The organism is Streptomyces sp. KL109B (assembly GCF_030766935.1).
In the GTDB taxonomy this organism is placed as follows: domain Bacteria; phylum Actinomycetota; class Actinomycetes; order Streptomycetales; family Streptomycetaceae; genus Streptomyces.
Map to the genome: position 1 here is coordinate 608,376 of NZ_JASERL010000001.1, position 13,278 is coordinate 621,653.

Sequence of the window (13,278 nt, forward strand, 5' to 3'; positions counted from 1 at the left end):
TCCCTCGTCCCGTGCGAGGATTCGGCCACCGTGACTTCCCCGATGGCTCTTCCCGACCCCGTCGCGCGCCTGTTGGGCGCGGCGGCCGGACGGCGTGCGCTGCAACTGGCGCTGCTGGTCGGCGGGTTGATCGTCCTCGGGATCGTGTGCGGCGGCCGGGCGCAGGCGGACGACCTGTCCGACGGTGCCCCCGGTACGGGTTCGCTCCGCTCGGGGCAGGTGGCGGTGCGGGAGCATGTGGCCGATTCCGCGCGGACGTTGCGTGAGGCGGCGTCCCCGGAGGCGTCGGCTCCTGCCCACGTCGAGTCGGCCGAGCGGGCCGAGCACGCCAAGCCCGAGGTCGAGCACGCCGAGCCCGAGCAGGCCGAGCCCGAACACGTACCCGCGAAGGCGCCCGCGCCCACGCGGGACCGGATCGCGACGCCGGAGCGGGAGCCCGCGCCTGCCGCGGAGCCCGCACCCGCCCCGCACCAGGACGTCGTCGGCGTACAGCACATGGCCGGCGCGAAGCGCCTGGCCGACGTGCGGCACGCGGCACCGTCGGCCCCCGACGAGCACACCGCCACGGCACCCACCGCACCCACCGTGCCCACCGCACCCACCGATGCCACCGAACTCACCGCCGCTGTACGGACACAGCTCTCGGACGACGCCCTGCGGTATCTGACGGCGCCGGTCGGTCACACCGTGCGGCAGGTGACGGGGCCCGTCGAGGAGTTGGCGACGCGGGTCGTCGTGCAGCTCGTCGAAGCGGTGCCGGAGCAGTTGACGCACGGCGGCCTCGGCAGGCTCGGCGGGCTCATCGACGTCGTGCGCCCCGCCGGCACCCACCCCACGCCGCCCGCCGCCACCACCGCGACGCAGCGGTCGAACGCCCCGGCGGCGCACGGCGACCGGCCGTCCGCCGAGGCCGACCACCGGCCGCACGCCGGGGCGAGCGGCCCGCAGGCGTACGACGTCGCGAGTTTCGGCGACGTACAGAAGGCGGCCGAAGGGCACGACACGGCGAGCCCCGCGTCGCCCTTCGCCCCGCAGCGTCCCGACGGTGTGCCGTCGGTCGGTGCGACGGCGGGTGACGGCGGTTCGGCGCGCCACGGTGATCTGCACGCCGCGGCGTTCGGCGAGCGTGCGCCCGTGCTGCTCGCGTCCGGCGGCACGGCGTCCGCGGGCACCTCGCCGGTGGTCGACCGGCTTCGCGAAGTTCCCGAATTCCCCGGCTAGGGCGGCCAGTTCCCCGCTCGACCTGCCGCGCGGGGGCGGAACAGGTCTGCCCAGCCGTGAACCGAACTCGGCGAGTTCGGTGAGTTCGGTGAATTCAGTGAATTCGAAGGAACTGACGTACTCATGAACAAGAACATCCGCCGCTCCATCGTGATAGCCGCAGGCGTCTCCGGCGCCTGGGCGCTCGGCTCCGCCGTGGCGAGCGCCGACGAGCTGCCCGTCCACTCGGTGTCCGTGCCGGACGTCGCCGGGGACACCGCCTCCGACGTGCAGTCGCACGTGCAGCACGCGACGTCGGACGTGCGGGACACGACGTCGAAGGTGACCGACAAGGTCGACCACACCCAGGTCGCCGACAAGGCCAAGGCGGCCGCCCAGCACGCCAAGGCCCAGGTCAAGGCCCCGACCACCGCCGATGTGCCCGACGTCGCCGACGTCAAGGGCCAGGCCACCGGCCACGTCGCCGACGCCGAGGCCCGCGCCCAGGAAGGCGTCGACTACCTCTTCGGTCCGCTCGACGCCTTCGCCCCGCAGCTCCAGCAGGAGCTGACGCAGGCCGCCGCCCAGGCCCCGTCCTCCGTGCAGGACACCGCCCAGAGCACGGCCCGGCACACCGTCGACGGCACCGTCCAGAACGTCCGCACCAACACCGCCCCGGCCGTCGGCGAGACCGCCGACGCCGTGCTCCCGCCCGTCGCGGCCACCGCCGTGCAGGGCGTGCTCCCGGTCGTCGGGCAGGCGCTCGGCGACGTGAACACCCTCGCGGGCGGCGCGGTCGGCGATGTGACGCCGTTCGCGCAGACCGTCGTCGGCGACAACGTCGCGCCCTTCGCCACCGGCGTCACCGGCCAGGTGCAGCCGCTCGCGCAGGGCGTGGCGGGCGACAACGTGGCGCCGTTCGCGCAGAGCGTGGTCGGCCAGGACGTCGCCCCGTTCGCGGGCGGCGTCGTGGACTCGGTGCAGCCGCTCGTCCAGACGGTCGCCGACCAGGTGCGCCCGGTCGTCGGCGGCGTCGGCACCAGCGCGCACGGCCTGGCGCAGGGCGTCACCGGCGACGTACAGCCGCTCGCGCAGGGCCTGGTGGGCGACAACGTGGCCCCGTTCGCGCAGACCGTGGTCGGCGACAACGTGGCGCCGCTGGCCGGTGGCGTGACCCACGAGGTCGCCCCGTTCGCGCAGGACCTGACCGGCACCGTGCGCGCCGACGCCCAGCCGCTCGCGGGCAACGCCGTCACCGGCGCGCAGGGTGTCGCCGGTTCCGTCGCGCCCAGCTACCTGCCGGGCGTCTGACCGACGACGCAGCCGTGCCCGTGCGGCCGAAAACCATCGGTCGCGGCGGGACGCTCCCAGTAGTCGAAGGCGGGTGGTCCGCATGGGGACGTGACCACCCGCTGACCTGCGGCCTCACCGAGCGCACCCCCGCTCGGTGAGGCCGCTCCCGTTTCGCCGGGGCCAGGAAGGGCCCCCGACCGACGGGCGAATAACGCCACAAACAGGACACTCTGTGATGGGTATCACCGCGCATGTGTGATCTGCGATTTAGAAGCGGTCCCCGAGCGGCGATAACCTGCGAGACGGACATGCCGCGTACTCGGTCACCGTGTACGCCTCCCTAGTGACAGCTAGCGACACCACTCGCGACAGCACTCGTCACGTGTGACAGCGGAGTCACGTTGCCCCTCGCGGCACGCCCACGCAGATAACGAACCGCGAGATCACTGATAGGGACGGACGCGCGTGGACCTGTTCGAGTACCAGGCGAGGGACCTCTTCGCCAAGCACGGTGTACCGGTGCTGGCCGGTGAAGTCATCGACACGCCTGAGGCGGCCCGCGAGGCGACCGAGCGTCTTGGCGGCAAGTCCGTCGTCAAGGCCCAGGTGAAGGTCGGCGGCCGCGGCAAGGCCGGCGGCGTGAAGCTCGCCGGCACCCCCGACGAGGCCGTTGAGCACGCCACCAACATCCTCGGCATGGACATCAAGGGCCACACGGTCCACAGGGTGATGATGGCCGAGACGGCTCCGGAGATCGTGGAGGAGTACTACGTCTCCTTCCTCCTGGACCGCACCAACCGCACCTTCCTCTCCATCGCCTCCGTCGAGGGCGGCGTGGAGATCGAGCAGGTGGCGGAAGAGCGCCCCGAGGCCGTCGCCAAGACGCCGATCGACGCCAACGAGGGCGTGACCCCCGAGGTCGCCCGCAAGATCGTCACGGACGCGAAGTTCCCGGCCGAGGTCGCCGACCAGGTCGCCGAGATCCTCCAGACGCTGTGGAAGACCTTCGTCGAGGAGGACGCCCTCCTGGTCGAGGTCAACCCGCTCGCGAAGGTCGCCTCCGGCAAGGTCATCGCCCTCGACGGCAAGGTGTCCCTGGACGAGAACGCCGGCTTCCGGCACCCCGACCACGAGGCGCTCCAGGACAAGGACGCGGCCGACCCGCTCGAGGCCGCTGCCAAGGAGAAGGACCTCAACTACGTCAAGCTCGACGGCGAGGTCGGCATCATCGGAAACGGTGCCGGTCTGGTCATGTCGACGCTAGACGTCGTCGCGTACGCCGGTGAGAAGCACGGCAACGTGAAGCCGGCCAACTTCCTCGACATCGGCGGCGGCGCCTCCGCCCAGGTGATGGCGAACGGCCTGGAGATCATCCTCGGCGACTCCGACGTCAAGTCGGTCTTCGTCAACGTCTTCGGCGGCATCACCGCCTGCGACGAGGTCGCCAACGGCATCGTCCAGGCGCTCGCCCTGCTCGAGGAGAAGGGCGAGAAGGTCGAGAAGCCGCTCGTCGTCCGCCTCGACGGCAACAACGCCGAGCTGGGTCGCAAGATCCTCTCCGACGCCAACCACCCGCTGGTGCAGCGCGTGGACACCATGGACGGCGCGGCCGACAAGGCCGCCGAGCTCGCGGCCGCGAAGTAAGGACGAGGGAACCACAGCCATGGCTATCTTCCTCAACAAGGACAGCAAGGTCATCGTCCAGGGCATGACCGGTGCCACGGGCATGAAGCACACCAAGCTCATGCTCGGCGACGGCACGAACATCGTCGGCGGCGTCAACCCGCGCAAGGCGGGCACCGAGGTCGACTTCGACGGCACGTCCGTCCCGGTCTTCGGCACGGTCGCCGAGGCGATGGAGAAGACCGGCGCCAACGTCTCGGTCCTCTTCGTGCCGCCGGCCTTCTCCAAGGCCGCCGTCGTCGAGGCCATCGACGCCGAGATCCCGCTCGCGGTCGTCATCACCGAGGGCATCGCCGTCCACGACTCCGCCGCGTTCTACGCGTACGCGAAGTCGAAGGGCGACAAGACCCGCATCATCGGCCCGAACTGCCCCGGCCTCATCACGCCGGGCCAGTCGAACGCCGGCATCATCCCGGGCGACATCACGAAGCCGGGCCGCATCGGCCTGGTCTCGAAGTCCGGCACGCTGACGTACCAGATGATGTACGAGCTCCGTGACATCGGCTTCTCGTCCGCCGTCGGCATCGGTGGCGACCCGGTCATCGGCACCACGCACATCGACGCCCTGGCGGCCTTCGAGGCCGACCCGGAGACCGACCTCATCGTGATGATCGGTGAGATCGGTGGCGACGCCGAGGAGCGCGCGGCCGACTACATCAAGGCCAACGTGACGAAGCCGGTCGTCGGCTACGTCGCCGGCTTCACGGCGCCCGAGGGCAAGACCATGGGCCACGCCGGCGCCATCGTCTCCGGCTCCTCCGGCACGGCCGCCGCCAAGAAGGAGGCCCTTGAGGCCGCCGGCGTCAAGGTCGGCAAGACGCCGACCGAGACGGCGAAGCTCGCGCGCGAGATCCTGAGCTAGTCAGCTCTCGTATCTCTCTTACGCAGCTCAGTGGGCCCGCACCGGCACGGTGCGGGCCCACTGAGCTGTACGCGCTATTCGGCTTCGGGCGTCAGCCGCTCGGGCCCTCCGCTCAGCCGCTCCCGCAGCTCATCGCGCAGCTCCAGATCCGCCTGCGTCAGCGGCTCGGGACCGGTCAGCGGCGGTACGCCCGCGATCGGTGAGCCGGGCGCGGGCACCGGCTCGTAGTGCGTGGGCGCCACCCGCACGGTCAGCGCGGTCGCGCCGATGATGAAGACCGTGAACGCGACCGCGGCCCGCGTCCAGAACCGGGTGCGCCGCTCGCCGCCACTGCGCACCACCGTGGACCCCGGCGCCTCCAACGGCTCCGCGCCCGCCAGTTCGGTCAGCCGCCGGTGCAGCTGCTCGGGAACGGCGAGGTCCGGCAGCCGCTCGGCGACCGCCTCACGGGCGTGCAGGATGCGGTTGGCCGCGGCAGGCGTGCTGGCCTCCGTCTCCGCCGCGGTCTCCGGCAGATCCAGGCCCACCCCGTCGTACAGCAGCAACGTGCGCCGGTACACTGGCGGCAGCTCCAGCAGTACGCCCATCAGTTCGCGGTCCTCCGCGGTGGCCGGCGGGGCCTCCGGCTGACGCTTGCCGGGGCGCAGCCCGTGCCAGGGCGACATCGCGTACTCGTACGCCGCCGCCCGCACCCAGCCCGCCGGGTCCGGGTCGACCGCCACCTCGGGCCAGTTCTGCCAGGCCTGCTGGAAGGCACGCTCGACGGCCTCGCGGGCGAGGATCCGGCGGCCGGTGAGCAGATAGGTCTGCCGTACGAGGAACGGCGCCGCGTGCGTGTAGAGCGCGTCGAAGGCCTCGGCGGCGGTACGGGCGGGTGGCGCTGACGACGATGCCGTCGCGGGCGCCGCCGACACCAGCTCGACCACAACGGCCCCTCGCGCGGCCTCGGCCACATCGGCCCCTCGCGCGGCCTCGGCCACATCGGCCCCTCGCGCGGCCTCGGCGACATCGGTTCCTTGTGCCGGACCGGTCGCATCAGGCCCCTGCGCCGGTTCGGGCTCATCAAGCCCCTGCGGCGTTTGAGCAGCGGGGTCCGGGGCAGAGCCCCGAGACGTCAGCACCGGTTCCGCGACACTCGCCAACTCCGCGAGGAACTTCGCGTACGTCTCCCGCTTCAGACCCTTCGGATTGGTACGACCCGCTTCCCAGCGACGGACCGTTTCGCGTGTCACGCCAACCTTCTCGGCGACCTGGTCGCGGGTCAGTGAACCGGCCTCGCGGAGCCTGCGGCGCTCCTTGGGCGGCGGCAGTGGGGTGGCAGCGCCCTGCGTCATCGTGAACTCCACACACCCTTTCGCGCGAAAAAGAACATAAACGTATCTTGTGCGACACATCCGGGCTTCGCCTGTTGCGCGAGGTAAAGGCGTGTCGTTGGGAGCATGGTCCGGTGACCCAAATGACCGGCCGTGGACTGTCGTTGCCCTCCCTCGTGACCCGGCTGCGGGAACGGGCCCCGGGGCCCGTCGGGGGCGCGCTGCGCGGGGCCCTCGCGGCGGGGCTCGGGCTCGGGGCCTGCGCCGTGCTCGTGATGGTGCTGTGGATCAGCTCGCCGTACCCGGACAGCGGACCCGGCGGGGCGCTGCACACCGCCGCCGCGCTCTGGCTCCTGGCGCACGGCGCCGAGGTGATCAGGACCGACACCCTGTCCGGGCTGCCCGCGCCGATGGGGGTCGGCCCGCTCCTGCTGCTCGCGCTGCCGCTGTGGCTCGTGCACCGGGCGGCGCGGGACGCGGTGGAGGAGGCCGAGTCGGCGGCCGGGGCCTGGGGCGGGGCCGTGGTCGGCTATCTGGCGGTGGGGGCGGCGGCCGCGTACTACTGCGCGGGCGGTGAGCTGCGGCCCTCGTGGGTGAGCTGCGTGGCGCATCTGGTGGTGCTGACGGTGGCGGCGGCCGGGTTCGGGGTGTGGACCGCGTACGGGCGGCCGTACGGTCCGCTGCCGGGGCGGTTCTCCGCGCTGCTCCCGGAGGGGGTCCTGCGGGTCCTACGAGAGGTGGCGCCGGTCGCCGTGCGGGCGGCGGCGGCCGGGGTGCTGGCGCTGGTCGCGGGTGGGGCGCTGCTTGTGGCGGTCGGTCTGGTGTGGCACGGGGCGGCGGCGCGGGAGTCGTTCGCGCAGACCACGGGGGCGTGGTCGGGGCGGTTCGCGGTGCTGCTGCTCTGCGCGGGCCTGGTGCCGAACGCCGCGGTCTGGGGCGCCGCGTACGCGCTCGGGCCCGGGGTGGTGCTCGGGGTGGGGCACACCGTGGGTCCGCTGGGCAGCGCGGGGACCGCGGTGCTGCCCGCGTTTCCGCTGCTCGTCGCGGTGCCGGAGGCGGGGGGCGGGACGCCGCTCACGTGGGCCGTGGGCGTGGTTCCGGTGGTGGCGGCGGTGGTCGTCGCCGTGTTCGTGGTGGTGGGTGCGGGGGAGTTGGGATGGGGGTGGCGGCGGGTCGCGGGTGCGGTGGTGCTGGCCGGGGTGTTGTGCGGCGTGGCGATGGGGTGCCTGGCCGGGGCCGCCGGTGGGGCGCTCGGCCGTTCGGCCCTGGCGGAGTTCGGACCGGTGGGGTGGTTGACCGGGGTGGTGGCGGTGGGGTGGGTGTGTGGGGTGGGGGTGCCGGTGGGGTCGGCGGTGTGGTGGTGGCGGCGCCGCGGTCGACGCCCGGTCGCCGACCCGCCTCCTACGCCCGAGCCCGTGCCGCCCTACGACTTCCTCGCCCCGGGCCCACCCGGCCCCGACGCCTGAAGCCTCGCCACGCGGCACCGTGGGCCGCCTTGCCCACCCTGCCGCCCAAGGCGGCAGATTGCCCAAGGCGGTTGCGGCCTACCGCAATGGGTGGGGAGTCGTGGTTGGCGGAGAGCTGCCCCCTCCGGCGGCGCCCCCCCGCCGGGCCGACGCCCCCGGAGGGGGCGGGTGGTGGGAGGTGGGCGAGGCGGCACTCGGCCACCACCCCGCGGCGATCCACGGCGGACGGGCGGGCAAAACAAGCCCCGCCGGCGTTTGAGGCGCGGGGTCCGGGGCAGCGCCCCGGGGGGTGTAACCGCCGGTCAGCGTTCGCCGAGTAGGGGCCTGAGTTCCTTCGGGAGGAGGTCCTCGCAGGACTTCTTCGCCGCATTGGTCAACGCATCGGACCGGCACTCGTAGTAGTCGCTGTACACCAGCTTCATCGTGAACATCGACGCCACCACCGCGAGCGCGATCGCCCCCGTGACCAGCCCACTGACCGCCGCCGTCGTCTGCGGCCTACCGCCCGCACCCGCACCCGCGGCGGCAGCGGCGGCCGCCGGCGCGTCCGGATTCGCCGGGCGGGACTTCATGCGCAGCGCGCTGATGCCCCAGTACAGCGCGAGCACACCGAGCAGCAACGCCACGTACGGCCAGCTGAACAGCGCGAAGAAGAAGCCCCACATGCCGGAGAGCAGCGCGAAGCGCGCGCGGCGCTGCGCCGGGTCCGTCGGGTCCCAGCGCATGCCGCCGGGGCCCGGCCCCTGCCCCTGCCCGTTGCCCTGGCCCTCGGGGCCGCCGCCCCCGCCGTTGCCATTGCCCGGCCGGTCGCCGAAGCGCCCGCCCTGGGCGCGGCCCGGCTGCCGGTCGCTCCACTGGCTCCCCCAGGGCGAACTTCCCTTACCGGAACCAGAACCAGAACCAGAACCGGAACCGGAATCGCTTCCCGACCCCGATCCGGATCCCGACCCCGACCCCGCCCCCTCGGGGTGGCGCGGCTGCCACGGGCTGTCGGGCGCGTCCTCGGGCGGCGGCGCGAACGGATTGTCCTTGCCCCGTTCACCGTCCGACTCCTTGGACGGCGACGTGGGTCGGCCTTCGCGCGGCAGGACGGCGCCGGCGGGCAGCGTGAGGCGAAGGCTTCGGTCCGGCATCAGATGTGCGTCTTCCCCTAGGTCGTCGGTCACGGGACCGCTGGCGCGGCATGGCGTGGCGTTCTCCACGTCAACGTCCGATGGCCGCTCAGCGTTCCGTTCCGCCGACGCTACCTGGCGGCCCGGCCCCCGTCCCGTGGGGGCCGTCGGCAGTGCCGGTATCGTTGCTGCCGGTCGGCCGCTTCGTAGGGTTCCCCGTATCGGGGACGTCGAAGCCTTTGTACGACCGCACAACTAGCTCCCCGAGAAAGGGCCCCGTCGTGGCCAAGGCCAAGCGCCTCGTCGTGCTGGTCTCCGGATCAGGAACGAATCTGCAGGCACTCCTCGACGCGATCGCGGCGCAGGGCACCGACGCGTACGGCGCCGAGATCGTGGCCGTCGGCGCCGACCGCGAGGGCATCGCGGGCCTGGAGCGCGCCGAGCGCGCGGGCCTGCCCACGTTCGTGTGCCGAGTGAAGGACCACGCCACCCGCGACGAGTGGGACAAGGCTCTCGCCGAGGCCACGGCCGCGTACGAGCCGGACCTCGTGGTGTCGGCGGGGTTCATGAAGATCGTGGGCAAGGAGTTCCTGGCCCGCTTCGGCGGCCGGTTCGTGAACACGCACCCGGCCCTGCTGCCCAGTTTTCCCGGTGCGCACGGTGTGCGGGACGCGCTCGCGTACGGCGCCAAGGTCACCGGCTGCACCGTCCACTTCGTCGACGACGGTGTCGACACCGGCCCGATCATCGCCCAGGGCGTGGTCGAGATCGTGGAACCGGACACAGCGGACGGCGAGAGCGCTCTGCACGAGCGCATCAAGGAAGTCGAGCGCACGCTGCTCGTCGATGTCGTGGGGCGGCTCGCCCGTAACGGCTTCAGCATTGAGGGACGAAAGGTAGTTATCCCGTGAGCGCCGAGAACAAGCGGCCCATCCGCCGTGCACTGGTGAGCGTCTACGACAAGACCGGTCTGGAGGAGCTCGCGCGCGGGCTCCACGAGGCGGGCGTCGAACTCGTGTCGACCGGCTCGACCGCCGGGAAGATCGCGGGCGCGGGCGTGCCGGTGACCAAGGTCGAGGAGCTCACCGGGTTCCCCGAGTGCCTCGACGGCCGCGTGAAGACCCTGCACCCGAAGGTGCACGCCGGCATCCTGGCCGACCTGCGCCTGGAGGACCACCAGCAGCAGCTGAAGGACCTGGGTGTCGCCCCCTTCGACCTGGTGGTCGTGAACCTGTACCCGTTCAAGGAGACCGTCGCCTCCGGCGCGAGCCCCGACGAGTGCGTCGAGCAGATCGACATCGGTGGCCCCTCGATGGTCCGCGCCGCCGCCAAGAACCACCCGTCGGTCGCGATCGTCACGAGCCCCGAGCGGTACGCGGGTGTCCTCGCGGCCGTGAAGGACGGTGGCTTCGACCTCGCCACCCGTAAGCGCCTGGCCGCCGAAGCGTTCCAGCACACGGCTTCGTACGACGTGGCTGTCGCCTCCTGGTTCGCCGATGACTACGCCGCCGCCGACGACAGCGGCTTCCCGGACTTCATCGGCGCGACGTACGAGCGCAAGAACGTCCTGCGCTACGGCGAGAACCCGCACCAGGGCGCCGCCCTCTACGTCGACGGCACGGGCGGTCTCGCCGAGGCCGAGCAGCTGCACGGCAAGGAGATGTCGTACAACAACTTCACGGACACGGACGCCGCGCGCCGTGCCGCGTACGACCACGAGGACCCCTGCGTCGCGATCATCAAGCACGCCAACCCGTGCGGCATCGCCGTCTCCTCGAACGTCGCGGAGGCGCACCGCAAGGCGCACGCCTGCGACCCGCTGTCGGCGTTCGGCGGCGTCATCGCCGTGAACCGGCCGGTCACCAAGGAGATGGCCGAGCAGGTCGCCGAGATCTTCACCGAGGTCATCGTCGCGCCCGACTACGAGGACGGCGCCCTCGAAGCCCTCACCAAGAAGAAGAACATCCGCGTGCTGCGCGCCCCGAACGGGCCGTCCACGAAGGTCGAGACGAAGCAGATCGACGGCGGCGCGCTGCTCCAGGTGACCGACCGCCTCCAGGCCGACGGCGACAATCCGGCCTCTTGGACGCTCGCGACCGGAGACGCGCTCTCCCAGGGCGAGTTGGACGAGCTGGCCTTCGCCTGGAAGGCCTGCCGCGCGGTCAAGTCCAACGCGATCCTGCTCGCCAAGGACGGCGCCTCGGTCGGCGTCGGCATGGGCCAGGTCAACCGCGTCGACTCCGCGAAGCTCGCCGTCGAGCGGGCCGGTGAGGAGCGGGCGCGCGGTTCGTACGCCGCTTCCGACGCGTTCTTCCCGTTCCCGGACGGCCTGGAGATCCTGACCGCCGCGGGCGTCAAGGCCGTGGTGCAGCCGGGCGGTTCGGTCCGTGACGAGTTGGTCGTCGAGGCCGCGAAGAAGGCGGGCGTGACGATGTACTTCACGGGCACGCGGCACTTCTTCCACTGATCCCGCGCACTGATCCCGCGCACTGATCCCGCGCGCTGATCCCGCGTACTGATCCCGCGTACTGATCCCGAGCCGGTACGTCCTTGTGGGCGGCGCTACGTCGAAGCGCGCAGCGCCGCCCATGTGTCGGGGCCCACGATGCCGTCCGCGGCCAGGCCCTTGGCGCCCTGGAACTTCCGCACCGCCGCCTCCGTCGCGGAGCCGAAGTCCCCGTCCACGCCCGCCGCGCCGACGTCGTACCCGCGCTTGGTGAGCATGCACTGCGCCTGTACGACCCGCTTGCCGGTGTCGCCCCGGGCGGTCTGTTCGGTGCCGTCGTAGTACGTGCAGCCGGAGATCCACGCGGGCGGCCGCGGCGCGGGTTCGTGCGTGGAAGGGACGGGCGCGGTCGCGGTGACGGTGGTGCCGCCGCGCGGTGAACTCCCGCCGCTCCTCCTGGTGTCGGGGGTACGGGTGGCAGTCGCGGAGGCGTGGCCCGCGGCGTCCGTGCTCGCCGCGCCGGACGGCGTCTTCCGTGCCGGTGACCGCTCGGCCCCCGCGGACTTCGCGGGCGTCGCGGACGCTCCCCGTGGTGCGGACATCTCCGCGCGCGGCGCGCCCGCCCGGGTGGCCTGCGGGCCCGCCGCACGGCCGTCCTGCGCGGGCTGTACGAGCAGGTAGGCGGCCATCGCGACCGCCACGACGGAGGCGCCCGCCACGGCCGCGAGATAGGGGCGGCGGCGCAGGCGCGCGCTCGTTGTCGTGGGCGTCGCGTCCGGCACGGGCACGGGCACGGGCACGGGGGCGGGCATCGGCGCCGCCGCCGGTGGGGCCGTCCGCGCCTGCACGGCGAACGCCCCCTGTCCCGGCAACACCGACCCGCGCAGATGCAGGGTCTGCTCCGCCGTCGCGTACCGCAGCACCTCGCACGACGTCTGCCGGGCCAGCAGGCTGCCGCCCAACCGTTCGCTCCAGGACGGCACTTGACCGTGCGTGGCGGCGGCCGCGAGCAGTCGCTCCGGCGTCGGGCGCCGTGCCGGATCCTTGGCGAGGCAGTCGGCGAGGAGCGCGGCGAGGGCCGCGTCCGCCGCCGCGACCTCGGCCATCACCTCCGCCCTGGGCTCCTCGAACGCGACACGGTGCATCACGTCGACGCCGGTGCCGTCGCCGAAGGGGGCCCGCCCGGTGAGCGAGTGGATCACCGTGCCCGCGAGCGAGAACACGTCGGACGCGGCGGTGCAGCGGCCGTCGCGCAGATACTCGGGGGCCATGAACGCGGGCGTGCCCACGCGCGCGCCCGTGGTGGTCATGGCGTCGGCGTCCGCGGCGTACGAGATGCCGAAGTCGATGACGTGCGCGCCCGACGGGGTCAGGATCACGTTCGACGGCTTGAGGTCGCGGTGCACGATGCCCGCGTCGGCGAGCCCGGCGAGCGCCGAGCCGAGTTCGGCCAACAGCCGCCAGGAGCCCGCGGGTTCGAGGACCCCGTACTCGCGCACCGCGTCGGCGAGGCTGAGCCCCGGCAGGAAGCGGGTGGCCATCCACAGCAGGGTGTGGTGGAAGCCGGTGCCGAGGAATTCGGCGGTGTGCGCCGAGCGCACGCGCGCGTGGACGGCGGCCTCCCGCTCGAACCGCCGCCGGAACCGCGGGTCCTCGGCGTACTCGGGTCTGATCACCTTGACCGCGGCGAGCCCCGGGGAGTCGTCCAGCGGGCGGGCGAGATAGACCCGGCCCATCCCGCCGCTGCCCAGGCGGCCGAGCGGCACGTACGGGCCGATGCGCGCCGGATCGCCACCGAGCAGCGGCGTGGCTCCCGCCTGTGCGAGCGCGGCGGTGCCGGAGGCCTGGGAGTAGGGCGGCACGGGCGGCCGCTGGTGGTGCTCGTTCATGGCTCTCGTTCCCC

The 13,278-nt window shown here is 72.9% G+C and carries 10 protein-coding genes; 7 read left to right on the plus strand and 3 right to left on the minus strand.

Features of this window, described 5'->3' with window-relative positions:
- Nucleotides 1-42: 42 nt before the first annotated feature.
- The 4 genes from RBJ65_RS02950 to sucD all read left to right on the plus strand — a co-directional run bounded on the left by RBJ65_RS02950 (nucleotide 43) and on the right by sucD (nucleotide 5,038).
- Entirely contained in the window at nucleotides 43-1,221 is a 1,179-nt protein-coding gene (locus RBJ65_RS02950) for a hypothetical protein (protein WP_306321056.1), read from the plus strand.
- Between the two features lie 123 nt (nucleotides 1,222-1,344).
- Nucleotides 1,345-2,511 carry a hypothetical protein gene (locus tag RBJ65_RS02955; RefSeq protein ID WP_306321057.1) on the plus strand — a complete coding sequence of 389 codons (1,167 nt, stop codon included), beginning with the start codon at nucleotides 1,345-1,347 and terminating at the stop codon, nucleotides 2,509-2,511.
- 447 nt (nucleotides 2,512-2,958) lie between these two features.
- Nucleotides 2,959-4,137 carry an ADP-forming succinate--CoA ligase subunit beta gene (sucC, locus tag RBJ65_RS02960; RefSeq protein WP_306321058.1) on the plus strand — a complete coding sequence of 393 codons (1,179 nt, stop codon included), beginning with the start codon at nucleotides 2,959-2,961 and terminating at the stop codon, nucleotides 4,135-4,137.
- Between the two features lie 19 nt (nucleotides 4,138-4,156).
- Nucleotides 4,157-5,038, plus strand: coding sequence for a succinate--CoA ligase subunit alpha (gene sucD, locus RBJ65_RS02965; RefSeq protein ID WP_306321059.1), 882 nt, complete (start codon nucleotides 4,157-4,159; stop codon nucleotides 5,036-5,038).
- A gap of 74 nt (nucleotides 5,039-5,112) precedes the next feature.
- Here the strand turns inward: sucD and RBJ65_RS02970 are convergent, their stop codons facing one another.
- Complete coding sequence (locus RBJ65_RS02970; protein WP_306321060.1) at nucleotides 5,113-6,372, minus strand: helix-turn-helix domain-containing protein; 1,260 nt, start codon at nucleotides 6,370-6,372, stop codon at nucleotides 5,113-5,115.
- Between the two features lie 122 nt (nucleotides 6,373-6,494).
- Between RBJ65_RS02970 and RBJ65_RS02975 the strand changes: the two genes are divergently transcribed.
- Complete coding sequence (locus tag RBJ65_RS02975; RefSeq protein ID WP_306321061.1) at nucleotides 6,495-7,817, plus strand: DUF6350 family protein; 1,323 nt, start codon at nucleotides 6,495-6,497, stop codon at nucleotides 7,815-7,817.
- 302 nt (nucleotides 7,818-8,119) lie between these two features.
- Here RBJ65_RS02975 and RBJ65_RS02980 read toward each other — a convergent pair whose 3' ends face one another.
- Nucleotides 8,120-8,950: a hypothetical protein gene (locus RBJ65_RS02980; protein ID WP_306321062.1), complete on the minus strand. Its 831-nt coding sequence runs from the start codon at nucleotides 8,948-8,950 to the stop codon at nucleotides 8,120-8,122.
- Between the two features lie 260 nt (nucleotides 8,951-9,210).
- Between RBJ65_RS02980 and purN the strand changes: the two genes are divergently transcribed.
- Both purN and purH read left to right on the plus strand, forming a co-directional pair.
- Entirely contained in the window at nucleotides 9,211-9,840 is a 630-nt protein-coding gene (gene purN, locus RBJ65_RS02985) for a phosphoribosylglycinamide formyltransferase (RefSeq protein ID WP_306321063.1), read from the plus strand.
- Nucleotides 9,837-11,396, plus strand: a complete 1,560-nt coding sequence (gene purH / locus RBJ65_RS02990) for a bifunctional phosphoribosylaminoimidazolecarboxamide formyltransferase/IMP cyclohydrolase (RefSeq protein ID WP_306321064.1) — start codon at nucleotides 9,837-9,839, stop codon at nucleotides 11,394-11,396. Before purN ends, purH begins: the two co-directional genes overlap by 4 nt.
- 95 nt (nucleotides 11,397-11,491) lie before the next feature.
- Here the strand turns inward: purH and RBJ65_RS02995 are convergent, their stop codons facing one another.
- The gene (locus RBJ65_RS02995) at nucleotides 11,492-13,264 is read right to left on the minus strand and encodes a protein kinase (protein WP_306321065.1); all 1,773 of its coding nucleotides are present in this window, start codon (nucleotides 13,262-13,264) and stop codon (nucleotides 11,492-11,494) included.
- Nucleotides 13,265-13,278 lie beyond the last annotated feature (14 nt).

Excerpts from the sequence above, each read along its gene's own strand:
- RBJ65_RS02995 (WP_306321065.1), bottom strand. The coding sequence starts at position 13,264 with ATGAACGAGCACCACCAGCGGCCGCCCGTGCCGCCCTACTCCCAGGCC.
- sucD (WP_306321059.1), top strand. The coding sequence starts at position 4,157 with ATGGCTATCTTCCTCAACAAGGACAGCAAGGTCATCGTCCAGGGCATG.
- RBJ65_RS02975 (WP_306321061.1), top strand. The coding sequence starts at position 6,495 with ATGACCGGCCGTGGACTGTCGTTGCCCTCCCTCGTGACCCGGCTGCGG.
- RBJ65_RS02980 (WP_306321062.1), bottom strand. The coding sequence starts at position 8,950 with ATGCCGGACCGAAGCCTTCGCCTCACGCTGCCCGCCGGCGCCGTCCTG.
- RBJ65_RS02970 (WP_306321060.1), bottom strand. The coding sequence starts at position 6,372 with ATGACGCAGGGCGCTGCCACCCCACTGCCGCCGCCCAAGGAGCGCCGC.
- RBJ65_RS02950 (WP_306321056.1), top strand. The coding sequence starts at position 43 with ATGGCTCTTCCCGACCCCGTCGCGCGCCTGTTGGGCGCGGCGGCCGGA.
- RBJ65_RS02955 (WP_306321057.1), top strand. The coding sequence starts at position 1,345 with ATGAACAAGAACATCCGCCGCTCCATCGTGATAGCCGCAGGCGTCTCC.